Origin of the sequence: Pseudomonas fungipugnans, from assembly GCF_029955235.1 — a bacterium.
GTDB classification, from domain to species: domain Bacteria; phylum Pseudomonadota; class Gammaproteobacteria; order Pseudomonadales; family Pseudomonadaceae; genus Aquipseudomonas; species Aquipseudomonas fungipugnans.
In genome coordinates, this window is sequence record NZ_JARBWL010000001.1 from 1,796,721 (window position 1) to 1,820,347 (window position 23,627).

Genomic DNA, 23,627 nt, shown 5'->3' on the forward strand with positions numbered 1-23,627 from the left:
TGACTGGCCATTTTTAGCCCTTTTCGAGGAATCGCCCATGTTTAAAGTCAACGAGTACTTCGACGGCACCGTCAAGTCGATCGCCTTTGGCACCGCTGAAGGTCCGGCGACCATCGGCGTCATGGCTGCGGGCGAATACGAATTCGGCACCAGCCAGCGTGAAATCATGCACGTGGTGACCGGTGCCCTGACCGTCAAGCTGCCAGACAGCAGCGAGTGGGAAACCTTCGCCGCCGGCAGCCAGTTCAACGTGCCCGCCAACAGCAAGTTCCAGCTGAAAGTGGCCGTCGACACTGCTTACCTGTGCGAATACCGCGGCTGAACCTGCGGGTTGCACCGGACAAAAAAAATGCCCGCGTTCCTCGGAACGCGGGCATTTTTTGTTGGCAGGGCATTTATTCGAGAATCGTCACCGGCATGCCGACTTCCAGTCGGCCATTGCCATCGTTGACCAGGTTCTGGCCGAACATCGCGCCGTCCGCCTGAGCACGGTACTTCTGCAGCGTGGCCAGTGGTTCGCGGTCGTCGCTGCGCTCGCCGGTCTGCGGATCGATGGTGGTCAGGATGCAACGCGAACACGACTTGACCACGCGAAATTCGACATCGCCGATGCGAATGCGCTTCCAGCCATCTTCGGCAAAGGCTTCACTGCCTTCGATCACCAGATTGGGCCGAAAACGCAGCATCTCCAACGGGCGGCCGACCCGTTGCGCCAAGTCTTGCAGAGAGGCCTGGCCAATCAGCAACAGCGGATATCCATCGGCGAAAGCCACTTGATCATCATCTTTGCCATAACCGGCTTCGGTGGTGCGCGCACGCTCCAGCGGCACTTGCACCAGGCGTGTAGGCTTGCCAATGAATGCACTGACCCAGGCCGCCGCCTCATCGCCGGCGTCGGGCACGCGCAGGGTGTCGCGCCAGATGGTCACGCCACGCAGTTCTGCTTCACGGCCGGGCAAGGCAATTTCAATCGGCGCATGGCCTGGGCCGTTGAGGGTCAGGCCACCTTCGGCATTCCACAGCGCCGAGAGCTGGCTCATCTGAGCCACCGCCCGCTGCGTCAGAAAGCGCCCGCTGGCTTCGTCCACCAGCATCCAGCGTCGGTCACCCACCAGCCCCAGCTTGTCGAGGCTGGCCTGGTTCAGGGTTTCACCCTTGCCGGATTTCAGCGGATAACGATAAAGCGCGCTCAGACGCAGCATGGCCTGCTCCCTGGAGGGTAAAAGCGCCACCCTATACGAGCTTGATCGCCGAATCAAAGGCCGACGTCATGCCAGCCTTTGGCCGGGCAATCAGGCAGGCACTTCGTCAAGCATCAGGCGCTGACGTACCACATCGACAAGTTTGTCCGGCTGGAACTTGGAGAGGAAGTTGTCGCAGCCGACCTTCTTGACCATCGAGTCGTTGAAACTGCCGGACAACGATGTATGCAGGACCACATACAGACCGCGCAGACGCGGGTCGTTTCGGATTTCGGTCGTCAGGCGATAGCCGTCCATTTCCGGCATCTCGGCGTCGGTGAAGATCATCAGCAGCTTGTCGGTCATGTTCACGCCGGTATCGGCCCAGGCCTTGAGCATGTTCAGGGCTTTGAGACCGTCGCTGGCGATGTGCATTTTCACGCCCAACTGACCGAGGGTGTCGCGCAGTTGCGACAGCGCGACGTTGGAGTCGTCCACCAGCAGCACTTCACGGCCACGGGCGCGTTCCAGCACCGGATCTTCAAGTTTTTCGCGGGACACCTTGGCGTTGTACGGCACGATTTCGGCCAGTACTTTTTCCACATCGATGATTTCCACCAACTGGTCATCGACCTTGCTGATCGCGGTCAGGTAATGCTGGCGGCCGGCGCTGGTGGGGGGTGGCAGGATGGCTTCCCAGTTCATGTTGACGATGCGGTCCACGCCACCGACCAGAAACGCCTGAACAGAACGGTTGTATTCAGTCACGATGATGGTGCTGGTCGGGCTCGGCACCAAGGGACGCATGCCGATGGCCTGGGAAAGATCGATGACCGGCAGGGTCTGGCCACGCAGGTTGACCACACCGCAAACAAACGGATGGCGCTGCGGCATCAGCGTCAGTTTTGGCAGTTGCAATACTTCCTGAACCTTGAAGACGTTGATCGCAAACAGTTGCCGTCCAGCCAGTCGAAACATGAGAATTTCCAGGCGATTCTCACCCACCAGTTGCGTGCGTTGGTCTACCGTGTCGAGAATGCCGGCCATTAATGACTCCTGGGCTTTTTTCTGTTGAATTCACTAAAGAGAGTTATCGGCTGTTATTGCCGGACCTTGACCCCCGGATAAAATCCCGCAGCCAGGCATTGATGTCACATTAACATCATGCTTTACTGGCGCCGCAGATTTCTTCTGCTTCCATCCCCTGCGGCGCGACCCCGGTTTGCACGTTAGGTTCCCCTGTGTAAGGGATTCCCCTAGGAAACATCAGGCGCAACCTGATATTCGCGATATCCAATAGCCATTAATGTGACGCCATTCTCATTGCATGAACGGAGTCAGGCTTTTGTGTGCGATCGCAGGTCAGTGGCCATCCACCCTCTCGAGTTCCGCTGCCTGTGCCCAGGCCTGGTGGAGCGCGATCTCACGACGACTCCCGATCGTCGATACACACGACATTCCCTCATCAGACATGACGTTGTGGAGATAAGCATGCCGAACCATAAAGAGTGGGCTAAACGGCTACCCGAATTCCTCGTCGAGGCTGAGACACTCCTGGCCAAATCCGAAGAGTGCCTGAGCCATCTGCAGTTGATCCGCAATGACCAGGACGCCGTCGACTGCCTGCTCAGCACCTTGCTCAAACTGGCGAGCAAGGCCGATATCCTCGGACTCGCAGCGGTATCGGAGTTTTCGCGGCAGATTCATGCCTTGTTGAACCACGCTCAATTGGGCATGACACTGAACCATGAAGCCCTTTGCGCGCTGAAAGACTGTTTGACCCTGATCGCCTGGCAAATGGAGCTTATCGACCCGAAAACCGGTCAGTTGAACCTGGATGACAGCGAGCAGATTTCGCTCATCGAAGCACTGGCTTTTCAAGTCGGATACAGTCAGTTTCAGCCGCTCGCCCGCTGCGCCCCCCTCGCCCTCGCCGCCTTCTCTGAACGGCAGGCTTGAGCGCTTCAGCCGGTCAGGTGGCGCCGGCCGCTTTGATTGCCTTGCTCCCGATCGATAACTTGAGAGTCCATGTCGTAAAACGTATGTCTCATACCTGTTAACGACAAATAGTTATTACGCCCCTACCAGGATTATCTGTTTAGATCTCAGGTAATGCCTGACTATAAAAAAGCAAGATCGGCGTATCGATATCTTTCAGTGACAAATAACGCAACTTTTCCATTGTGGAACCAACGTCCAGAAAGTCCTGATTCCTGACCGTGCGGACATATATACCAAACGCGACCAACGGTACCTTAAGTGGTATTATGCGCGGCGTTAGTTGACTCAATTAATGGCAAAGTGATTTCAGACGAGACAGGCTCATTCAACTTGCAAGCCGGATTTGTGCCACTGGATTCACCCGTTGCGGTTGACGATTCACACCGTAGCGTTTTCAGACAGAGCCCCGTCAACCAGCATGACGGCGCTACCCGCAGCGAACATCCATTGGCTCCATCCGCTATGTACGCCAGCCTCAAGTCCATCATCAAGTGGCCACCCTCCCGAAAAAACGCACGCCGGTTCACACTCCTGCTGTGTACCTGCTCGACGCTGGGCTGCCTGTTGGTCTACAGCCTGTCCACCGATCTGCCAATGAGCCTGCTGCTGCTTAATATTGCAGCATTGACCTGCGTCTGGGTGGGGCATCGCCTCTCGCGCAAATCGATAAAGTTCCAGCCTCAGGAACTGGCCGACCGACTGCTGGAAGTACAGGAAAATGAGCGTCATCGGCTCAGTCGTGAATTACACGACGACATTGGCCAATTGCTGACGGCGGCAAAACTGCAAAGCGAATGGCTCAAGCGTCGACTGCCCGAAGAACTGCAAGACCAGTGTTCGACACTCAGTGAAACGCTGGATGAAACCCTGGCCAAGGTTCGCGATGTATCGGCCATTCTCAATCCCAGGCAACTGGCCAGTCTTGGCCTTGAGGCGAGCCTGCGCGCGCACCTTCTCAAGACGCTGGCCAATACACCGGTGCACTGGAGCCTGGAATGTCATCAGCGCTTGACTGGCATTGCCGAGGAAATGGCCGTGGCGGCCTTCCGGATTACTCAGGAAGCGGTTACTAATATCTTGCGTCACGCCCAGGCCCGAAACCTGCTGGTGCGCCTGCAACGCCTGCCTCAAGGCTTGACGCTGTTGATCAGCGATGACGGCCAGGGCTTTGCCCCGGCCGCCAATCCAGGCCGTGAAGGACAGCGGGGAATGGCCGGCATGGCGGAACGTATCGAACAATTGGGCGGGACCTTGACGGTGACCAGCGAACCGGGCAAAGGCACTCAAATCGAAGCACTCTTCCCCTGGGCGCCCCGTGCGCTTGAGCGGGCCAGTACGAATAAGGTTATGCGTTGACTTGTAACTTACTTCTAGTGGATGACCACTCGCTTATCAGGGCTGGCGTGCGCGCTCTGGTGCTGGATATCCCAGGTTATGCCGTCATTGGTGAGGCCAATGATGGTTCGCAACTGCTGGAGATGGTCGAGCAACTGGTGCCGGACATCGTGTTGCTGGACATTTCCATGAAGGAAACCGGTGGCCTTGAAGCGTTGCAGCGACTCAAGCGCGTTCGCCCGCAGAGCAAGGTGCTGATCCTGTCGATGCACACCGACCCGGCGCTGATCATGCAGGCTCTGGAGTCCGGCGCCCATGGCTACCTGCTCAAGGACACTACGGCCACGGAGCTGGAACATGCCCTCGACGCCCTGCGCAACAACGAGCGCTACCTGAGCCCGGCCATCGCCCATACAGTCATCAATCAGGCGCTGACACGGACACAGAAAAACCTGCCTGAGCTGACAGACACCCACAACCTGACAGCACGCCAGCTGGAGATCCTGCGATTGATAGTGCGTGGCAAATCCACCCGGGAAATCGCCAACGGCCTGGGCCTGAGCATCAAGACGGTCGAAACTCATCGCTCGCAGATCATGAAGCGCCTGCAGATCTACGATGTAGCAGGCCTGGTGCTGTTCGCCGTGCGCGAACAAATCATCAGCCTGGACGATTGATCGCAGTCGTCGAACCCAAGAGTGGCGAGTCAGGCGGCAAATGCACCCGCAATGCCTTCGCACGTGCGGAAAATCGCAGGTTATTGCCTTCCAGCGGCTCGCCATCGAGATTGATGTAAAGGCCTTCCGAAGCCTTGATTTCTATCCATGGCAAACGCGCCCGCACAAACATGTTGTCGATACCAAAGCCGTCCGCCAACAGGGTTTTCAACGTACCTACCAGCTCCTGGGGTGCTGGCAGGATACTGATATCCAGCAACCCGTCATCAGCCAGAGCTTGCGGGCACAAGACATGGCCGCCACCGGCCTGTCGTCCGTTGCCGATACCCAGCGCCAGCAGCTCGCCACGCCAATGAAAGTCCGGCCCCTGCAATTCGCCATAGGCTGCATGCAACTCACTGAAACGCGATAGCCCGGTAAACAGGTACGCCGCGCCACCCAGAATCTTTTTCAGATCTTCCGAGGTGTTGGCCGTGACCTGACTGCCAAATCCGCCAGTGGCCATATTCAAAAAAATCTGCCCGCCGACCTCACCCAGATCGATAAGGCTTGAGGGGCTGTCGAGCAGTTCCAGCGCCTGTGCGGGATCCAGAGGCACGCCCGCCGCACGAGCAAAATCGTTGGCAGTTCCCAGTGGCATCAGCACCAGGCTGATGTCGGAAAATTCCGACGCCATGGCCTCGGCAATATCTCGCAACGTGCCATCGCCACCACCGGCAATCAGTTGCCTGTACCCCATCCCCACCGCTTCCTTTACCAGCCGCAGGGCATCGCCGGCCTCCCAGGTCAATCGAACGGCCAGATCCCAGCCCTGTCGCCGCTTGCCCTCAACAGCCAACCGAACGTCCTCGTTGAGTGCCTGCTTGCCATGCAGAATCAACAGCGCCTTGCGCTCACTCATTGGTATCACTCCCGAATTTGGAATCCATTTGGGAGATGTTGACCTCAGGAGCACGGCAAAAAGTCGGCTGGGTTTGAAAAAATTAACAGCCCGGCGGAGTTGGTCCTACAGCGTGGGATATTTTCTTACGAGTCGTGATGAATCGGCTTAATTGACCGGTCCAGGTGATTAGTACACCTTGGGCGTCGGCGGTATCGATCGTCAGCCAACCAACTGCACAGGGATGTGAGCGCAATGAACAGGAACGTTTCAAGGCTCGTGAAAAACGCAATCAACAAAGGCTGCGGCAACAAGGGCGGCATTGAAACAAGGGGCGGATCAAGCCATGCATAGCCATGACATTCGAATGCCACTTGGTTCTGGTGCCCGCGTCGCAAAAAGCAGTACCCATCAACAGGCCGAGTTAAAAAGCGGTGCCAAACCTACCGGAGAAGTTGATATGGAACCTCGTGTCGTTGAACTGGAAACCCACCTCAAATACATTCGACGCGATATGGAAGAGGTGCGTGGGGACGTCAAATCCATCAAGCACCGTCTCGCTTACTCGACAGGTGCAACAGCCGTGATCCTCGGGCTTCTGGGGTGGGTCGCCAATAGCCGATTCGATCAGCTAGTGTCATTGTTGGCACATTGAGCGGGAGCCGTTGACGCAAGCTCCGGCCAACCGACCGGGCTTGCGTTATCGCGCCATGAAAGGCATCAGCCCAGGACTTCGCTCAGAGGGATAAAATCGACGTAGTCGCCCTCAACCAGCGTTCGATCTTCCAGCACTTCCACCAGCCCCTCAGCCCATGCCGCACTGCGCAGAACGCCGGAACTCTGATTCCTGTAGATCGTTGCCCGACCGTTTTCCAGACGACCCCGCAAGTACTCCCGCCGATTGCCGGCCTTGGGCCAGACAAAACCCGCTGGCACCTGAAACTTCAGCGGCGCGACGTCTTTCACCCCCTGGCGTCGCAGCAGATAAGGGCGAGCCAGCAAGGCGAAGGTCACCAGAGTCGAAGCCGGATTACCCGGTAAACCAATGACCGGCACTCCGCGAAAATGCCCGAACGTCAGAGGTTTTCCGGGTTTGATGGCAAGCTTCCACAGCGCCAGCTCACCCTCCTCGCGCAAGGCGATGCCGAGAAAATCCGCTTCGCCTACAGAGACACCGCCCGTGGACAAGATCAGGTCGACATCCTTCAGCTCTCCCAACCGGGTCCGGGTAGTGGCCAGATCATCTGCGAGGATGCCCGCATCAATCACTTCACAACCCAGGCGCTGCAACCAGCTGCACAGCAACACACGATTACTGTTGTAGATTTGCCCAGGTCCCAGGGCCTGGCCGGGTTCGACCAGTTCGTCCCCCGTGGACAGGACGGCTACGCGAACCCTGCGTACCACCTCCAGCTCAGCACACCCCAGGGAGGCAGCCAAGCCCTGTTCGATAGGGCCCAGGCGCGTACCGGCGCGCAGGACCAACTCACCGACAGTGGTTTCCTGGCCCTGTGGGCGAATGTTTTGGCCAGGCTGCAGGGTCTCAGTGAAATGTATGCGCTCATCCGCCTGAATCTCGGCGTTTTCCTGCATCTCGACACAGTCGGCACCCGCCGGCACGGGCGCGCCAGTAAAAATCCGTGCGCAGGTACCGGGTTGCAAGGGCAGCGGTGCCTGGCCGGCAAAAATCTTCTGGCTGACCACCATCGGCTCGCCAGTCCAGTCGGACAAGCGCAGCGCATACCCGTCCATGGCACTGTTGGGCCAGGGTGGCAGATCCAGCGTCGAGATCAGATCGTCAGCCAATACCCGCCCTTCGGCGTGCGCCAACGACAGACGTTCACGCTCACGGATCGGCGAGGCCTCGGCCATGGCCAGCAATCGCGCCAGCGCTTCCTCGACAGGCATCAAACTGCCTGTTTTACCTGGTTTACCCGCGCGATTCACAGGGTGCCGCCTGTTTCAAATGAGCAACAAAGTTGCAGGGACGATGCCGTGAATCCAGCTGTTCGGCGAGAATACCGTCCCAGCCAGTGCGCACTGCGTTGGTCGACCCCGGTAAACAGCACACCAGCGTGCCATTGGCCAAGCCGGCCAAAGCACGGGACTGCACGGTCGATGTGCCGATATCCGCCACCGAAATCTGCCGGAACAACTCGCCAAAACCATCGACTTGCTTGTCCAGCAGGCAGCTCACGGCCTCCGGCGTACTGTCGCGTCCGGTGAAACCGGTGCCGCCGGTGATCAGCACCACCTGCACCACATCATCAGCAATCCAGGTAGCAACTTGCGCGCGAATTTTGTACAAGTCATCTTTAAGCAATACCCGGGCAGCCAGGTTATGGCCGGCAGCGCTCAGGCGGTCAACGAAGACCTGGCCTGAGGTATCGGTTTGCAGGGTACGGGTGTCGCTAACGGTCAACACCGCGATGTTGAGCGGTGCGAAAGGTACATCAGCCTTGGCTTTCATAGGCTCGTCCAGTTGTAGGGGAAACAGCCCGGTGTTATATCACAGCGCCTCATTTTTTTGCCGCCCCCATGGAGAGCTGCCATGACGTTGAATACACCTCTGCCACCCTGCTCCATCCTGCTGTTGGCAGGTGGGCGCGGTCAGCGGATGGGCGGCCAGGACAAGGGCCTGCTGCAATGGCACGGCGAACCGCTGATTGCGCATTTGCACCGCAAGACGCGCGCGTTGAGTGATGACCTGATCATCTCCTGCAACAGAAACCAACTGGCCTATACGCCCTTCGCCGACCAATTGGTCGGCGATGACGAAATCGGTTTTCCGGGGCCGCTTGCCGGTATCCGGGCAGGCCTCAACGCAGCCCGCCATACTCATTTGCTGGTGTTGCCTTGTGATGTACCGCGCATCGACGCTGCCCTGCTCCACGATATGCGGGAGACCGCCAGCCAGCATCCGGACAAACCGCTGATGCTGCGCCACGGTGAACATTGGGAACCGCTGCTCTGCATCATTCCCGTGGCGCTGTCCGGCGAATTCGAAAAAGCCTGGAACGAAGGGGAACGAAGCCCGGGCCGCATCATGCGCCAGCTCGGTGCCACGGCCCTGCAATGCCCGGAAAACGATCCTCGTCTGGCCAATCTCAATACGCCGGAACTGTTAAGTACGCCTAACACTGTGTCAGACTGACCGAAGAAGGAACTTGCGCACGCTGTAAACGTCTCAAGCTCAGTAACCAAAAGAATTCATATTCGGAGACACACACATGACTCAACGGACCCTCGCCACTTTCATGCTCGCTCTGGGCCTTGCCACCCTCGCCGGTTGCGCATCGCCAACAGTGATCACGTTGAATGACGGTCGCGAAATCCAGGCCGTCGACACGCCTAAATTTGATTCGGATTCGGGTTTCTACGAATTCAAACAGCTCGATGGCAAGGAAACCCGCATCAACAAGGATCAGGTTCGTACCGTTAAAGAGTTGTAATCTTTGCGGCGACACCGGATATGAAAAAGCCCGCATAAGCGGGCTTTTTCATGACTGGAGAAAAGTACGCGGCAGCCGCGACCAATTACCACTGCAGCGTAAGGGTGCTTTCGAATGTGCGCTCTTGCCCTGTCACCGGATCCACAAATCGTAGCCCCTGAGCCAGAAGTTTCAGCGGATTGGCGTAGTCGTCAACGGGATCCTTGAGCACCTGCGGGTAGAACGGGTCGTTGCAGATAGCAGCACCCAGGGCGCTCATGTGTACCCGCAACTGGTGCTTCTTGCCCGTCACCGGGTAGAGCCCGTAACGCCAGAGCTCACCGTTCTTTTCCCGCACGTCCATGGCCGTCTCGGTATTGCTGACACCCGTCCCTTCCTGCATACGAAAGAACGGCTCGCCCTCGACCAACCGGCTTTTATGCACCAACGGGAAAGTCAGTTCCGGCAACGCCGGGGCGATGGCCTCGTAGCGCTTTTCAATTTTTCGCGTAGGAAACAGTGTCTGGTACGCCGAACGACTTTCGGGATTCGCCGAAAACAGCACCAGCCCTGCGGTATGCCGGTCAATACGGTGCAGGGGCACCAGATGCGGGTTATCCAGTCGGCGAATCAACCGCCGCAACAAGGTTTGCTCCACATACTCCCCGGCGGGTGTCACGGGTAGAAAATGCGGTTTATCAGCAACCACCAGATGTTCGTCGGCATACAGGATCGATTCGATCACCGGGATCGGCTTTTCGTCCGGCACCTCACGGAAATAGTGAATCCGCAGACCTTCCTTGTAGGCCAGGTCGACGGCTATTGGCTGACCCTGTCCATCCAGGACACGGCCGCGGGCGATCCGGTCAAGCCACTGCTCGCGGCCGATAGCGCTGAAATGCTCGCACAGGCAGTCAAGCACCGTTTGCCACCGCCCTGGCGGCAGGTAGAGCGTGCTGGCCTGACTGTGTGCAGCAGAAAACGATGACGTGGACATACGAAAACTCTAACCCTCAATGCAGGGCGGCATTATCCAGCAGTGAGCGGATCGAGCCTACAAGAGAATCTCAAGCCGGTATCGACTGCGGCCGTGCGGCGGCGTCGGTAAATTCCTTGAGCCAGCGCAACACATCCACCGCCTCCCAGCGGCTCGGGTCATACAAGGCGTACAGCAAACCCTGATAGCCCACGACATCCAGTGGCCGGTGATAACCCGCGCGCTGGAACAAGGCCTCGATTTCGGCAAAACAGGTGTTGAAATGCAGCTTGTTGAAGGGGGTCTTGCCTTCCGTGACCAAGCCGTCGAGGCGTAGTTCGAGGACAGCCTCGCTCACTACGTCCGCTGACATCCGGTTCACGCTGTTCTTCAATTGTTCGACATTGACCACGGATCATCCCTCTGACTTGCGGGATCACCTGCCGGGCTTCGGCGTCTTTGGGAGACAGGGCGGGTGATCCGGATAACTGTATGCACATACAGTAACCGAATAACCGCCTTTCGCCAACGAATGAAACAGGAAGTGCGACAGATGGGAATGTCTGCCGCTGTCATGACGTCTCAGCGCAAAAACGCGACCACCTGCTCTGCATCAAAGGGCCAGCTCAACTCTGCACCCGTATCGACCCGACGCAGTACCGGAATACGCAAGCCGTAGGCTTCGAACAGCGCCTCACTGTCGGCGATATCCACCAGCTCGACCAACAAACCGTGCTCGACCAACGGCATCAGTTCTTCTTCGGCGACTTCACACAGATGGCAACCCAGGGTGCCGAAAAGCTGACATTCAGGAGGCATGACACATAGACCCGATAAAGTAGAAGGTCATTCTAGGCTCGCCAGCATAAGGCGTCGAGCCGATGCTCGTCGCCCGCTTGAGTCACACCGAGCATCGATTTCAAACCGTTTCGGCAAACGGCTGACATAAATCATCGGCCCCCAATCACGTCTGGGCGATGCTCGTGACTTTTTTACCTCTACGCTGAAGTTGCCTGAAGCCCGTCACCGGAGTGTTCTGTGTTTGCCAACTTGCTGATCATCCTCGCCTCCTCTCTTGTAGTCATTGCGCTGTTCCGACGCCTGCGGCTACCACCGGTGCTGGGCTACCTCTGCGCGGGGTTGATGGTGGGACCGACGGCACTGAACTGGGTCAACGACAGCGAAGAACTGCCGGATCTTGCCGAATTGGGAGTGGTATTCCTGCTCTTTTCGCTGGGGCTGGAGTTCTCGCTGTCGAAGATGCTCGCCCTGCGCCAGGTGGTTTTTGGCCTCGGCAGCCTGCAGGTGGTGGCGTCCGGCGCTTTGCTCGGCGCCGTGCTGCTGATGTTTGGCATGTCAGCCAGTTCGGCACTGCTGTTGGGTGCCGGTCTGGCACTGTCCTCCACAGCCATTGTCAGCAAGGAGTTGAGCAGTCTGGGAGAGATTTTCAGCAGCCACGGCCAGAATGCGATCGGCGTATTGCTGTTCCAGGACGTGGTGGCGGTGTTGCTGTTGACGCTGGTACCGGTATTCGCCGGCACCAGCGATCAGGCCTGGTTCTGGGCGCTGCCATTGACGCTGGGCAAGACGGTCGTGCTGTTCGTTGGCCTGCTTCTGGCCAGTCGATGGTTGCTGCCACGGCTGTTTCATGAGGTCGCCGCGTCGCGTTCTGCCGAACTGTTTGTTCTGCTGGCACTGGTCATTGTCCTGCTGACCGCGTGGCTGACCCATCTGCTTGGCCTCTCCCCCGCCCTTGGCGCTTTTCTGGCCGGCATGCTGCTGGGGGAAAGTCATTACCGGCATCAGATCGAAGCCGATATCCGCCCGTTCCGCGATATTCTGCTGGGCTTGTTCTTCGTCAGCATTGGCATGCTGATCGATCTACAGCTGTTTGCCAGTCATGGGCTGCTTATCCTCGGCCTGACGCTGAGCCTTATGCTGATCAAGGGCTGCGTTGTCGCGCTGCTGGTCAAGTGGCGCGGCAGTGACGGTGAAACCGCCTGGCGCAGCGGCCTGGCACTGGCCCAGGGTGGCGAGTTCTGCTTTGCCTTGATGGCACAGATGCAGCAACACAACCTGATACCCGTCGAGCTCGGCCGCCTGCTGCTGGCCGCCACGTTCTGTTCGATGCTGGTCACGCCCCTGCTGCTGCGCGCCGCGCCGCGTTTCGCCGCACGCTTGCATCGCAAACCCAACGAAGAAGCAAAACTCGAACAGATCAGCGCACTCAATGCCGGGCTGCAGGAGCATGTGGTGATTTGTGGTTACGGTCGGGTCGGTCAGTCCATCGGACGCTTTCTAAGCAACGCCCGACAGCCCTATATTGCACTGGACAATGATCCGGTACGCGTTCAGGAAGCGGCAACCGCTGAGACTTGTGTGCACTATGGCGATTCACGACGCGGCGAACTGCTGGTTGCCGTGGGCCTGGAGCGTGCCCGGCTACTGGTAATCGCCGTGGATCAGACCAGCATTGCACTGCAAGTGCTCAAGGAAGCCCGCCGCTTCAATCCGAACGTGCCGATCCTGGTGCGCACCCGGGACGACAGCCAGTGGGCCGAATTGAAGGCAGCGGGCGCCAGCGAGGTCGTGCCGGAACTGCTGGAATCAAGCCTGATGCTCGCCTCCCGCGCGCTGAGCATGCTGGGCCTGCCCGCGCACCAGGTTCGGGAGCGGGTGGACCAGGTCCGGCATGATCGCTATCGCATGCTGCACGGCTTTTATCCTGGCGCCGAAGACGAGGAAAACTAGTCCTGACTGACAGCGCCGATCTTGTGCACAGACAGGTCGGCGCCGTAATACTCTTCTTCCTGACTCAGGCGCAGACCATGAAACGCCTTGATTGCACCGTAGACGGCAAAGCCACCGACCAATGCCACGACCACTCCCAGCGTGGTGCCGATCAGTTGACTGATCAGACTGACCCCGCCCAGCCCCCCCAGGGAGGCCTGACCGAAGATGCCGCATGCAACACCGCCCCACACACCACACAGACCATGCAAGGGCCAGACGCCCAGTACATCATCGATCCGCCATTTGCTCTGAGCCGCCGTAAAGCACCAGACGAACAACGCCCCGGCAATCGCACCGGTCACCAGGGCACCCACCGGGTGCATCAGATCGGAGCCGGCGCAGATCGCCACGAGACCGGCCAAGGGGCCGTTATGCAGAAAACCGGGGTCATTGCGCCCGACAATCAGTGCCGCCATGGTGCCGCCGACCATTGCCATCAGCGAGTTGACCGCAACCAACCCACTGACGCCCTGCAACGTTTGCGCACTCATGACGTTGAAGCCGAACCAGCCAACGATCAGGATCCACGAGCCCAAGGCGAGAAACGGAATGCTCGACGGCGCGAACGCCACCAATCGGCCATCGCGATAACGCCCCTGACGTGGCCCAAGCAACAGCACCGCCGCCAGCGCCAGCCATCCACCCATGGCGTGAACCACGACGGAGCCGGCGAAGTCATGGAAACTGGCACCGAAGCGCTCCTGCAACCAGGCTTGCAAACCGTAGTTGCCGTTCCAGATCATCCCCTCGAAAAACGGATAAATGAACGCCACGATCAACGCCGTCGCACACAGCTGCGGGACGAAGCGCGCACGCTCGGCGATGCCACCGGAAATAATCGCCGGAATCGCCGCCGCGAAGGTCAGCAGAAAGAAGAACTTGACCAGACCATAACCGTGATCAGCGCTGAGCACCGCCGCCGGTTGCATGAAAGTCACGCCATAGGAAATCCAGTAGCCTATAAAGAAGTAGGCCAATGTCGAAACGGCGAAGTCACTGAGGATCTTCGACAAGGCATTAACCTGGTTTTTTTGCCTGACCGTACCGACTTCCAGAAAGGCAAACCCGGCGTGCATGGCCAGCACCATGACCGCGCCGATCAGAATGAACAACGTGTTGGAGCTATGGACCAGAGTGTCCACAGCGCTTTGCAGATTTTCCATGGAGTTGGCAGACCTGAAGGCTGAAAAAAAGCACCAAAGCAGCTCGCGCGAACGATCAGCGCACCAAATTGCGGCTTGCCAGGATCAACACATTGATCCCGATGAACCGCTTTGGCGCACAACCGCTGAACCTTTGCGCGGGCTTGGATTATTTGAGTTAAGGTTTGCGGCAAAACGTGCCCGGCAACAGCGCAACGACCGGCGCAGGCGCACCACAACAAAGCAAAAGTTGTACCAGTCATTTGTACTGAACCTTCAGGCAAGGCTCATACTCGAACGCATCAGACGCCACTTACGGAGATTCACCCATGGCCAGATTCAAGGCAAAGACCGCTCAAGAAATCCTGATGGAAGATTTTCAGACCCTGGTCAGCGACACCGAACGGTTGCTGGAACACACCGCTTCCCTGGCCGGCGACCAGGCGGACGAGTTGCGCGATCAGATCCACGACAGCCTGCTGCGCGCCCGTGAAACCCTGAAACTGACCGAAGACTCGCTGCGCGAACGTGGCCAGGCTGCGGTGAACGCAACTGAAGACTACGTTCAGGCCAATCCCTGGCAGTCGGTGGGCATTGCGGCGGGCGTGGGCTTTCTGATTGGCCTGCTGGCTACGCGGCGCTGATATGTCGATCGGCGAATCCGGCTCGTCGGCGACGGGCACAAGCTCCTCAACGCGGCGCCTGGGTGCCGCTTTTCTAGGATTGCTGCACAGCCATGTCGAATTGTTCGGCATTGAATTGCAGGAACAGAAAGCACGCACGGTCAGCCTGCTGCTGTTTGCAGGCCTGGCGCTGGTCTTTGCCCTGCTGTTGCTGGTGGGATTGTCGGCGCTGGTGTTGATTCTGCTGTGGGACACCTATCGTCTGGCCGGCATTATCGGGCTTTGCGTGTTTTACACCTTGGCGGCCATCTTCTGTGCCATGCGATTGAAAGCGGCGATTTTCGATGAATCCTCACCCTTCCACGGCACCCTGCAAGAATTGGCCAATGATCGGGAGCGCCTGCTGCCATGAGCCTGCCTGAACTGCCTCACAACAGCTCGCGCGCGGAAATGCGCAAGGCGCTGATTCGCCTGCGCATGGAAATGCATCGTCAGGAAATCCGCCAGGAATCGCGACAGTTGCTGCAACCCCTGCAACGGATGCGCGGCCTGACGCAAAACCTGCAGGACGGTTTCGGCATCAAACATGCCCCGCTCTGGGGCATGGCCGCCGTGACGCTACTGGGTTTTCTGACAGGCAAGGGGGCCAAAAGCGGTGGCGTCAGCAGCCTGACCCGCCTGGTTCAACTGGGCACAAGTCTGGGGCCGCTGATCAAACTGGTCATGCAAGGTTCATCGCGCAAGCCCTGAAACTGGCCACATTCTTGCAATATTCGCTGGATGGACCTTTCTATCGAGAGGTTCCGTCCTGCTCGCCTATCCGGCGATCAGGCTTATCCAAAAACAAGACCTTACCAAGGAGGCCTCGTGATCGACGGGCAACCGCTCGCCTGCTTTCAGCCGTTCATCGATACCGCCACCGGCCGTATCGCGGGGGTCGAAGCCCTGGGTCGCCTGCGCCAGGCAGACGGCCAACTGACCTCGGTCGGACCGCTCTTCTCTGACCCGCGAACGCCCGCCATTGCCCTGCGTCGTCTCGACCGGCAAATCCGCGATAACGCCCTGAGCCGCCTGCATGAAGCCCCTTCGGACTGGTTTCTGAGCCTGAATATGTCGCCGCGCTGGATCAGCCGACTGCGCCCGGACCAGGCGCTGCCGAGCCTCAAACAACTGGCCCGGCATGGCGTCGATCCGCAACGGGTAGTATTCGAGATTACTGAACTGGGTGGCAACAGCCAGCGTCTGGCCGACGTGGTGGCACGCTATCGCCAGGCGGGTGCGCGGATCGCCATCGATGATTTTGGCGCGGGCTACTCTCAACTCGATCGCGTGCTGGCGCTGCAACCGGACATCCTCAAACTCGACATGCGCCTGTTTCAGGCCGCAGCCCTCGGCGGGCCGAGCAGTGATGTGGTCAAGGCACTGGCGCAAATGGCCGAAAAAACCGGATGCTGGATCATCGCCGAAGGCGTGGAAACCGAAGCACAGCTCAATTTCGCTCTGGAATGCGGATCGCGCTACGTACAGGGTTTTCTCTTTGCTCGGGCACAGGTGGATTTTTTTGCCACCGACGCCTTTGTCGAACGCTTCGCCCAACTGCGCCAGCGCTACGTTCAAAAGAAGCTTGTCGAACGTGGACGGCTGATGGTCATGCGCCAGCAACTCAGTGAGCTGATGGCGATTCTGCAGGATTGGGCGCAGGCTCGTGCCCCGCTCAGTGCCTTGCCCCAACTGGATGCGTTCCCGTGGCTGCTGCGTTTCTATCAATGCGACCGCCAAGGCACACAACTCACACCCAATCTGGAGTGGCGCAACAATCGCTGGGAGGCGGATAACCGCTACCTGGGCCACAACTGGTCATGGCGTCCATATTTCTATCACTTGCTCGCCGAAGGCTGGGATGAGCGTCGCCTGACGCTCTCCAACACCTACCGCGATGCCACCAGCAATCAGTATTGCCTGACCGCCGGGCAGTTTTTTGATAATGGCGAGCGCCTACTGCTGATCGACATCGACGCCATCGGTCTGTAGTTCTGCTTGCAGGCACCGATACGAACCGGGAAAGTAGCCCAATCAGTCACCTGACGGAGAGACCAAGCCTTGGATTGGCAAACCCTGCTTAACCGCGAACGTCTGGGAAAGCCGCTGCACAGCCCGCAAGAACTGGGTCGCAGCCCTTTCCACAAAGACCATGACCGCATCATTTTTTCCGGTGCGTTTCGCCGCCTCGGGCGCAAGACGCAAGTCCATCCGGTCACCAGCAACGATCACATCCATACGCGTCTTACTCACTCGCTGGAAGTCAGTTGTGTCGGCCGCTCACTGGGCATGCGCGTCGGCGAAACCATCCGCAGCGCCCTGCCCGACTGGTGCGAGCCGAGTGACCTGGGCATGGTGGTGCAATCGGCTTGCCTGGCTCACGACATCGGCAACCCGCCCTTCGGCCATTCGGGAGAAGATGCGATCCGGCACTGGTTTCAGCAAGCCGCCGGGCGTGGCTGGCTGGATGCGATGAGCGATGTCGAACGCAATGACTTCCTCAACTTCGAAGGTAACGCTCAGGGTTTCCGTGTCCTGACCCAACTCGAATATCACCAGTTCGACGGCGGCACACGGCTGACCTACGCCACCTTGGGCACTTATCTGAAGTACCCATGGACGGCCAAACACGCTGACTCACTGGGCTACAAAAAGCACAAGTTCGGCTGCTATCAGAGCGAGTTGCCATTGCTCGAACAGATCGCTCACAAACTCGGTCTGCCGCAACTGGAAGATCAGCGCTGGGCCCGTCATCCATTGGTGTACCTCATGGAAGCTGCCGATGACATCTGCTACGCGCTGATCGATCTCGAAGATGGCCTGGAGATGGATCTGCTGAACTACGCCGAAGTCGAATCCCTGCTGCTGGATCTGGTAGGCGACGATCTGCCGGAAACCTATCGCCTGCTCGGCCCACAGGATTCGCGTCGACGCAAACTGGCGATCCTGCGGGGCAAGGCCATCGAGCATCTGACCAATGCCGCCGCCCGTGCGTTTGTCGAACAGCAGGAAGCACTGCTGGCTGGCACCCTGCATGGCGACCTGGTGGAGCACATGCACGGTCCGGCAAAACGCTGCGTGTTGAATGCCAAGGACATGGCCCGTAAAAAAATCTTCCAGGACAAACGCAAGACGCTGCATGAAATCGGCGCCTATACCACCCTGGAAATTTTGCTCAACGCCTTCTGCGGCGCGGCCCTGGAGCAACACAACGGTCGCACGCCGTCGTTTAAGAGTCGGCGCATCCTGGACTTGCTCAGTAACAATGCACCGGATCCCCAAGGTCCTTTGCACGCCTCGTTCCTGCGTATGATTGATTTTATCGCCGGCATGACCGATAGCTATGCCAGTGACATGGCCCAGGAAATGACCGGTCGCTCCAGCCACAAATGAAAAAACTTCAATCAGCCGCCGTCGGTCCCATGGGCGGCTGATTGAAGCCTTTAAACTGTATTCAACACCTGCCGTATCCCCCTGCACGTCACGCTGAGCAAACTGATCGCTAACGCGCTGACGTCGAAAAATAATGATTCACAAGAAGTTGCTGCTATTGCTCCTGATGAATAAGCGGCCTCTATCTGAGAGCATTTCGCTCAAGGGAAATCCAATGTTTGAACATGATTTGCGCATCTTGCTGGTGGAAGACCATCCCTTTCAGCTCAAGGCTACTCAATGCCTGCTGGAAAATGCCGGCTTCACCCAATTGACTGTTTCCGACACGGCCGAAAGCGCTCTGCAAAAAATGCTCGGTGCAACACATCCCTTTGATATTTTGCTGTGTGATCAATGCCTGCCAGATCTATCCGGACTTGATTTGATTCAGTTTGCCAGTCATAGAGGAATGATCAAACAGGCTATATTGCTGAGCAGCCTGACCACGCTTGAACTGGATGCACTTGAAAAACAGGCCTGCGAGCGAAAACTGCCCTTGCTGGGCTATTTAATCAAACCTTTGAAACAATCAGACTTTAGAAAACTGTTGACCCTGACACGAATATAAAAACACCCAACCCTCCACTATCCGACCAAAACCAAGTACAACTTGTAATATCAATACGTCATTCTACTGCCCGACTTACACAACCCAAAACTTCAACAGTTCCTCATTCAGATCCTAGTTAGTACGTAGTACCTTTCTGTAAAATTTGTAGGAATTATCCTATATAGCCACTACACCCCTCTCCATTCGTGCTCCCTCCCGGCTATCTGAGCTAAGGTGCGCGCTTTATTTGCGTTCGTATGGGACTTGATTATGAACTCCGTTTTTATTGTCGACGATCACCCCGTCATCCGTCTTGCCGTGCGGATGCTGCTGGAACATGAAGGTTATAAAGTCGTTGGTGAAACAGATAATGGGGTCGATGCCATGCAGATGGTGCGCGAATGCATGCCCGACCTGATCATTCTCGACATCAGTATTCCAAAACTCGATGGACTGGAAGTTCTTGCACGATTCAACGCCATGAGCACACCGCTGAAAACACTGGTACTGACAGCGCAGTGCCCGACACTTTTCGGTATTCGCTGCATGCAGTCCGGTGCATCAGGTTATGTTTGCAAACAAGAGGACCTCAGCGAACTGGTCAGCGCCATCAAGGCGGTACTTTCCGGTTACAACTATTTCCCCAGCCAGGCGTTAAATCCTGTGCGCCCAGATGATGCGCGTTATGCCGAACTGGAGCTGTTCAAGTCAGTCAATGACCGGGAGTTAATGGTGCTGCAACTTTTCGCCCAAGGACGCACCAACAAGGAAATTGCCAAAGGCATGTTTTTAAGTAACAAAACAGTCAGCACTTACAAAAAGCGGCTCATGCAAAAACTCAAGGCGAAGTCCCTGGTAGAACTCATCGAGATGGCAAAACGTAACGCATTGGTGTGAGAAGCAGGATGCCCAGTTGTTTAAAGGACTATCTAATCATATTGAGCGCAGGTTTATGCCTGAGTACCTCGGTGCCCGCGGCATCTGACGCCGCCGAGAACTTCACCCTGCTCAGTCGCTCGACGGCCGGACACACGGACGTCCAGCTGGAACCATCACAACGCCAATGGGCACAAGACAAACGCGAACTGATCCTCGGCACGTCAGCCCCGGATTACCCACCTTTCGACATGACGGTCAGCGGCCAGGATTATGAAGGATTCACGGCTGACTACGCCGGGCTCCTCGGCAAGACGATGGGTTTACCCATCAGGGTTCAACGCTACCCCTCCCGAGACAGTGCCATACAAGCACTGGAAAAAGGCGACATCGACCTCCTCGGCACCGCCAACAGCTACGAGGCGAACAGCACCGACATCGTACTTTCTGCCCCCTATGCGGTTGATCAACCCGTACTCGTGACGCGCACGGAGGAAACCCGTTCCCTGGCCGAGGGACTCGCCGGACTGCGGTTGAGCATGGTGTATCACTACCTGCCGCTGGACGAGGTCAAGGCGCTGTATCCGAAGGCAATCATCACCGCCTATCCGTCTTATCAGAATGCGATCAACGCCGTCGCCTTCGACCAGGCGGACGTCTTTCTGGGCGACACCATCTCGACCCACTACATGATCAACAAGGGTTATCTGAATAACATCCGCATGGCCAATTTCGGTAAGCACGAGGCCCACGGTTTCAGTTTCGCCGTGCACAGGGACAATCCCGAGCTGTTGCAGATCATCAACACGACACTCAAGGCCATCCCCGCCAGCGAACGCGAAATCATTGCCAAACGCTGGAGTGCAGGCAGCGACATTCTGCTCACCGATCACAAGTTGCAACTCTCCGACCGCGAGGAACGCTGGCTGGCCAGGCACCCAGTGGTGCGGGTCGTGGCCAACGAGGCGTTTGCACCACTGACATTTTTTGACAGCGACGGAAACCTTCGCGGGGTGGGCGCCGATCTGCTTGAGATGATCAGGTTACGCACCGGACTCCGCTTCGAAATCCAGCGCAGCCGCAACGACGTCGCCATGATCGAACAAGTCAGAGGCCACAAGGCCGATCTGATTGCGGCGCTGTTACCCAGCAAACAAAGGGAGACGCAGCTGAACTTCAGCCGCCCCTATCTGGAAAACTCCTTTGTCCTGCTGACACGCAAAAATCCAGACAGCCCGACCAACCTGTCGCAATTGCAAGGCAAACGCCTGGCTATCGCCCAGGGTAATCCGCTGGAGAGTTACCTGCGTAGCGAGTTTCCACGCATTCAACTGGTCGAAACACCGGACACCTTTCGTGCCGTCGAGTTACTTGCCGACGGCTCGGTAGACGGTGCGGTCAACTCACTGGTGATTGCGAACTACTTCATTTCATCGCGAATCTTCGAAAACAAACTGCAAATCACCACCACCATCGGCACCCAACAGGCAGCCTTTTCCCTGGCCACTGCGCGAGACAACCCGGAACTCGGCTCCATCATCGACAAAGCGCTGCTGAGCATCGTTCCTGAAGAGCTGGGCATCATCAACAGCCGCTGGCGTGGCTATTCGGCGGCGACAGAAAACACCTGGCGCAACTACCGCATGTTTTATCAAATCGTCATTGGCGCCAGCGTGCTGTTGTTACTGTCCATGGCCTGGAATGCCTGGATGCGGCGCCAGATCAAGCAGCGGCAGGTGGCGGAACGCGCACTCAACGATCAGTTCGAGTTCATGCGTTCACTGGTCAACGGCACGCCCCACCCAATTTATGTACGTGACCGCCAAGGGCTGCTGCAAAGCTGCAATGACAGCTATCTACAGACATTTGGAGCCAAACGCGAAGACGTGATCGGCAAGAGCATCATGCAGGGTAAATTCAGCAATGCCTTTGAGGCGCGGGAGTACCAGGCGGACTATCAACGGGTGGTTGCCGAGGGCACGCCACTGATAGTTGACCGGCCGCTGCACATTGGCGGGCGCCGACTGACGATTTATCACTGGATCCTCCCCTACCGTGATTCGAGTGGTGAGGTGCAAGGCATCATCGGTGGCTGGATCGATATCAGCGAACGGCGCCAACTGTTCGACGAACTCAGAGCCGCCAAGGAGCGGGCTGATGAGGCCAATCGGGCCAAGAGCACCTTTCTGGCGACCATGAGCCACGAGATCCGCACCCCGATGAATGCGGTGATCGGCATGCTTGAGCTGAGTCTCAAGCGTCTGGACAAGGGCCATCTGGACCGCTCATCGATCGAGACCGCCTACAGCTCGGCCAAAGACCTGCTGGCATTGATCGGCGACATTCTCGACATTGCACGGATCGAATCCGGTCGTCTGAGCCTGAGCCCGGAGCGGGTCAACCCTGGCGAAATCGTGGCGTCGGTCATCAGGATTTTCGACGGGCTGGCCAGGCAGAAGAACCTGCGCCTGCTATTGGAATTCAACCCGCCCGATCCAGCGGTCGATGTCGTGCTGGACCCGTTGCGCTTCAAGCAAGTGCTGTCCAACCTGGTCAGCAATGCCATCAAGTTCACCGAACAAGGCGAGGTCAGGATCCGCGTCGACCTGCTCGCAGCCAACGAGCCCGGCCATACGCAGATGCAAGTCCAGGTCCGGGACAGCGGCATCGGAATCAGTGAGGTGGATCAGCAACGCCTGTTCGAGCCGTTCGCGCAGGTCAACAACGCTGGGCAACTGGCCAAAGGTGGTGCCGGTCTTGGCCTGGTCATCAGTCGAAGTCTGTGTGAAATGATGGGAGGCAACCTGCAGTTGAACAGCCAAAAAGATATCGGCACCCAGGTCAGCATCTCGCTGCACCTGGCAACATTGCCGCTGGAACAGGCACCGCAAGGGATTGAAGCGCAGATCAACACCAGTGCAGCGTCCCTGAATGTGCTGGTGGTCGACGACCATCCGGCCAATCGCTTGCTGATGTGCCAGCAGTTGGAATACCTGGGGCATCGGTTCACGGGAGCCGGCGACGGTATGGCCGGGTTGCAGGCGTGGAAAAGCGAGTCCTTCGATCTGGTGGTAGTTGATTGCAATATGCCGATCATGAACGGCTACGACCTGGCCCGCGCGATCCGCTTGCATGAACAACAGGAACAACGGTCCCCCTGCACCGTACTGGGCTTTACCGCCAACGCCCAGCCCGAAGAAATACAGCGCTGCAAGCAGGCAGGAATGGATGACTGCCTGTTCAAGCCTTTGAGCCTGATGGCGTTGAGTCAAAGAGTCGAAGGTGTCAGACCGCCAAGCGTCGACCAACCGTTCAACCTTGAAGGCCTGCACCTGTTGACCGGCGGCAACCCTGCTCTGGCCCGGCGACTGCTGGCTGAATTGCTCAGCAGTAACCGACTGGATCGCCAGGAACTGCTGGCCTTGTCCGGACTTGATGATCGACAAGCGTTGCTGGATGTGGCGCACAAAATCAAGGGCGCTGCCCGTATCGCCCATGCCACCCGGTTGATCGAGTGTTGCGAAGCCCTCGAGACAGCCTGTCGCGATGCAGCCCTGAGTGAAGACATCGCCAGGTGCAGCCAGGCCATAGACCAGGTGATGCTCGACCTGGAGCAAGCCTTGCTGAAACAGATCGATTCCGACGACAAAGGCGCAATGCCCGAGCCTTAACTATGCTGGGACGCTGAGCA

General features: G+C 57.8%; 25 protein-coding genes. 16 read left to right on the forward strand and 9 right to left on the reverse strand.

Annotated features, from left to right (window positions below; translation table 11 throughout):
• Positions 1-37: 37 nt before the first annotated feature.
• Positions 38-322, forward strand: a complete 285-nt coding sequence (gene ppnP / locus POF45_RS06980) for a pyrimidine/purine nucleoside phosphorylase (RefSeq protein ID WP_259495391.1) — start codon at positions 38-40, stop codon at positions 320-322.
• 73 nt (positions 323-395) lie between these two features.
• Here the strand turns inward: ppnP and POF45_RS06985 are convergent, their stop codons facing one another.
• The gene (locus POF45_RS06985) at positions 396-1,202 is read right to left on the reverse strand and encodes an MOSC domain-containing protein (protein ID WP_259495393.1); all 807 of its coding nucleotides are present in this window, start codon (positions 1,200-1,202) and stop codon (positions 396-398) included.
• 90 nt (positions 1,203-1,292) lie between these two features.
• Positions 1,293-2,228: a chemotaxis protein CheV gene (locus POF45_RS06990; protein WP_259495395.1), complete on the reverse strand. Its 936-nt coding sequence runs from the start codon at positions 2,226-2,228 to the stop codon at positions 1,293-1,295.
• Positions 2,229-2,672: 444 nt separating this feature from the next.
• Here POF45_RS06990 and POF45_RS06995 point away from each other — a divergent pair, with 444 nt between their 5' ends.
• From POF45_RS06995 to POF45_RS07005, 3 genes are all read left to right on the forward strand, one after another.
• Positions 2,673-3,140: a hypothetical protein gene (locus POF45_RS06995; RefSeq protein ID WP_259495397.1), complete on the forward strand. Its 468-nt coding sequence runs from the start codon at positions 2,673-2,675 to the stop codon at positions 3,138-3,140.
• Between the two features lie 504 nt (positions 3,141-3,644).
• Positions 3,645-4,538: a sensor histidine kinase gene (locus tag POF45_RS07000; RefSeq protein ID WP_282316013.1), complete on the forward strand. Its 894-nt coding sequence runs from the start codon at positions 3,645-3,647 to the stop codon at positions 4,536-4,538.
• Complete coding sequence (locus POF45_RS07005) at positions 4,535-5,194, forward strand: response regulator (RefSeq protein ID WP_259495399.1); 660 nt, start codon at positions 4,535-4,537, stop codon at positions 5,192-5,194. Before POF45_RS07000 ends, POF45_RS07005 begins: the two co-directional genes overlap by 4 nt.
• Here POF45_RS07005 and yegS read toward each other — a convergent pair.
• A complete protein-coding gene (gene yegS / locus POF45_RS07010; protein WP_282315416.1) occupies positions 5,178-6,095 on the reverse strand; it encodes a lipid kinase YegS in 918 nt (305 codons plus the stop codon). The genes POF45_RS07005 and yegS overlap by 17 nt on opposite strands.
• 325 nt (positions 6,096-6,420) lie before the next feature.
• Here yegS and POF45_RS07015 point away from each other — a divergent pair, with 325 nt between their 5' ends.
• Complete coding sequence (locus POF45_RS07015; RefSeq protein ID WP_282315417.1) at positions 6,421-6,729, forward strand: hypothetical protein; 309 nt, start codon at positions 6,421-6,423, stop codon at positions 6,727-6,729.
• 65 nt (positions 6,730-6,794) lie between these two features.
• Here POF45_RS07015 and POF45_RS07020 read toward each other — a convergent pair whose 3' ends face one another.
• Both POF45_RS07020 and moaB read right to left on the reverse strand, forming a co-directional pair.
• Entirely contained in the window at positions 6,795-8,021 is a 1,227-nt protein-coding gene (locus tag POF45_RS07020) for a molybdopterin molybdotransferase MoeA (protein WP_282315418.1), read from the reverse strand.
• Positions 8,005-8,544, reverse strand: coding sequence for a molybdenum cofactor biosynthesis protein B (gene moaB, locus POF45_RS07025; RefSeq protein WP_259495404.1), 540 nt, complete (start codon positions 8,542-8,544; stop codon positions 8,005-8,007). The genes POF45_RS07020 and moaB overlap by 17 nt, the downstream gene beginning before the upstream one ends.
• Before the next feature lie 81 nt (positions 8,545-8,625).
• Here moaB and mobA point away from each other — a divergent pair, with 81 nt between their 5' ends.
• Both mobA and POF45_RS07035 read left to right on the forward strand, forming a co-directional pair.
• Entirely contained in the window at positions 8,626-9,228 is a 603-nt protein-coding gene (mobA, locus tag POF45_RS07030; RefSeq protein WP_259495406.1) for a molybdenum cofactor guanylyltransferase MobA, read from the forward strand.
• Positions 9,229-9,304: 76 nt separating this feature from the next.
• Entirely contained in the window at positions 9,305-9,526 is a 222-nt protein-coding gene (locus tag POF45_RS07035) for a YgdI/YgdR family lipoprotein (RefSeq protein ID WP_259495408.1), read from the forward strand.
• 85 nt (positions 9,527-9,611) lie between these two features.
• On the opposite strand, the gene POF45_RS07040 is transcribed toward POF45_RS07035, so the two are convergent.
• The 3 genes from POF45_RS07040 to POF45_RS07050 all read right to left on the reverse strand — a co-directional run bounded on the left by POF45_RS07040 (position 9,612) and on the right by POF45_RS07050 (position 11,300).
• Positions 9,612-10,502 carry a pseudouridine synthase gene (locus tag POF45_RS07040; RefSeq protein ID WP_259495409.1) on the reverse strand — a complete coding sequence of 297 codons (891 nt, stop codon included), beginning with the start codon at positions 10,500-10,502 and terminating at the stop codon, positions 9,612-9,614.
• A gap of 70 nt (positions 10,503-10,572) precedes the next feature.
• Positions 10,573-10,893 (reverse strand): transcriptional regulator, encoded by a 321-nt coding sequence (locus tag POF45_RS07045; protein WP_282315419.1) that lies wholly within the window; start codon positions 10,891-10,893, stop codon positions 10,573-10,575.
• 170 nt (positions 10,894-11,063) lie between these two features.
• On the reverse strand, positions 11,064-11,300 hold the full coding sequence (locus tag POF45_RS07050; RefSeq protein ID WP_259495411.1) for a glutaredoxin family protein: 237 nt from the start codon (positions 11,298-11,300) through the stop codon (positions 11,064-11,066).
• Positions 11,301-11,519: 219 nt separating this feature from the next.
• On the opposite strand from POF45_RS07050, the gene POF45_RS07055 reads away from it, so the two are divergent.
• Positions 11,520-13,232: a cation:proton antiporter gene (locus POF45_RS07055; protein WP_259495413.1), complete on the forward strand. Its 1,713-nt coding sequence runs from the start codon at positions 11,520-11,522 to the stop codon at positions 13,230-13,232.
• Here POF45_RS07055 and POF45_RS07060 read toward each other — a convergent pair.
• Positions 13,229-14,437 carry an ammonium transporter gene (locus POF45_RS07060; RefSeq protein WP_259495414.1) on the reverse strand — a complete coding sequence of 403 codons (1,209 nt, stop codon included), beginning with the start codon at positions 14,435-14,437 and terminating at the stop codon, positions 13,229-13,231. The genes POF45_RS07055 and POF45_RS07060 overlap by 4 nt on opposite strands.
• 308 nt (positions 14,438-14,745) lie before the next feature.
• On the opposite strand from POF45_RS07060, the gene POF45_RS07065 reads away from it, so the two are divergent.
• The 8 genes from POF45_RS07065 (at position 14,746) to POF45_RS07100 (ending at position 23,607) form a co-directional block, all read left to right on the forward strand.
• Complete coding sequence (locus tag POF45_RS07065) at positions 14,746-15,060, forward strand: ElaB/YgaM/YqjD family protein (RefSeq protein ID WP_259495415.1); 315 nt, start codon at positions 14,746-14,748, stop codon at positions 15,058-15,060.
• Between the two features lies 1 nt (position 15,061).
• Complete coding sequence (locus POF45_RS07070; protein WP_259495417.1) at positions 15,062-15,451, forward strand: phage holin family protein; 390 nt, start codon at positions 15,062-15,064, stop codon at positions 15,449-15,451.
• Positions 15,448-15,789 (forward strand): hypothetical protein, encoded by a 342-nt coding sequence (locus POF45_RS07075; protein ID WP_282315420.1) that lies wholly within the window; start codon positions 15,448-15,450, stop codon positions 15,787-15,789. Before POF45_RS07070 ends, POF45_RS07075 begins: the two co-directional genes overlap by 4 nt.
• A 117-nt stretch (positions 15,790-15,906) precedes the next feature.
• Positions 15,907-17,070, forward strand: coding sequence for an EAL domain-containing protein (locus POF45_RS07080; protein WP_282315421.1), 1,164 nt, complete (start codon positions 15,907-15,909; stop codon positions 17,068-17,070).
• Positions 17,071-17,139: 69 nt separating this feature from the next.
• The gene (locus tag POF45_RS07085) at positions 17,140-18,471 is read left to right on the forward strand and encodes a deoxyguanosinetriphosphate triphosphohydrolase (protein ID WP_259495422.1); all 1,332 of its coding nucleotides are present in this window, start codon (positions 17,140-17,142) and stop codon (positions 18,469-18,471) included.
• Between the two features lie 214 nt (positions 18,472-18,685).
• Positions 18,686-19,078 carry a response regulator gene (locus tag POF45_RS07090; protein WP_259495424.1) on the forward strand — a complete coding sequence of 131 codons (393 nt, stop codon included), beginning with the start codon at positions 18,686-18,688 and terminating at the stop codon, positions 19,076-19,078.
• Between the two features lie 252 nt (positions 19,079-19,330).
• Positions 19,331-19,957: a response regulator transcription factor gene (locus tag POF45_RS07095; RefSeq protein WP_201206739.1), complete on the forward strand. Its 627-nt coding sequence runs from the start codon at positions 19,331-19,333 to the stop codon at positions 19,955-19,957.
• 8 nt (positions 19,958-19,965) lie between these two features.
• A complete protein-coding gene (locus tag POF45_RS07100; RefSeq protein WP_282315422.1) occupies positions 19,966-23,607 on the forward strand; it encodes a transporter substrate-binding domain-containing protein in 3,642 nt (1,213 codons plus the stop codon).
• Positions 23,608-23,627 lie beyond the last annotated feature (20 nt).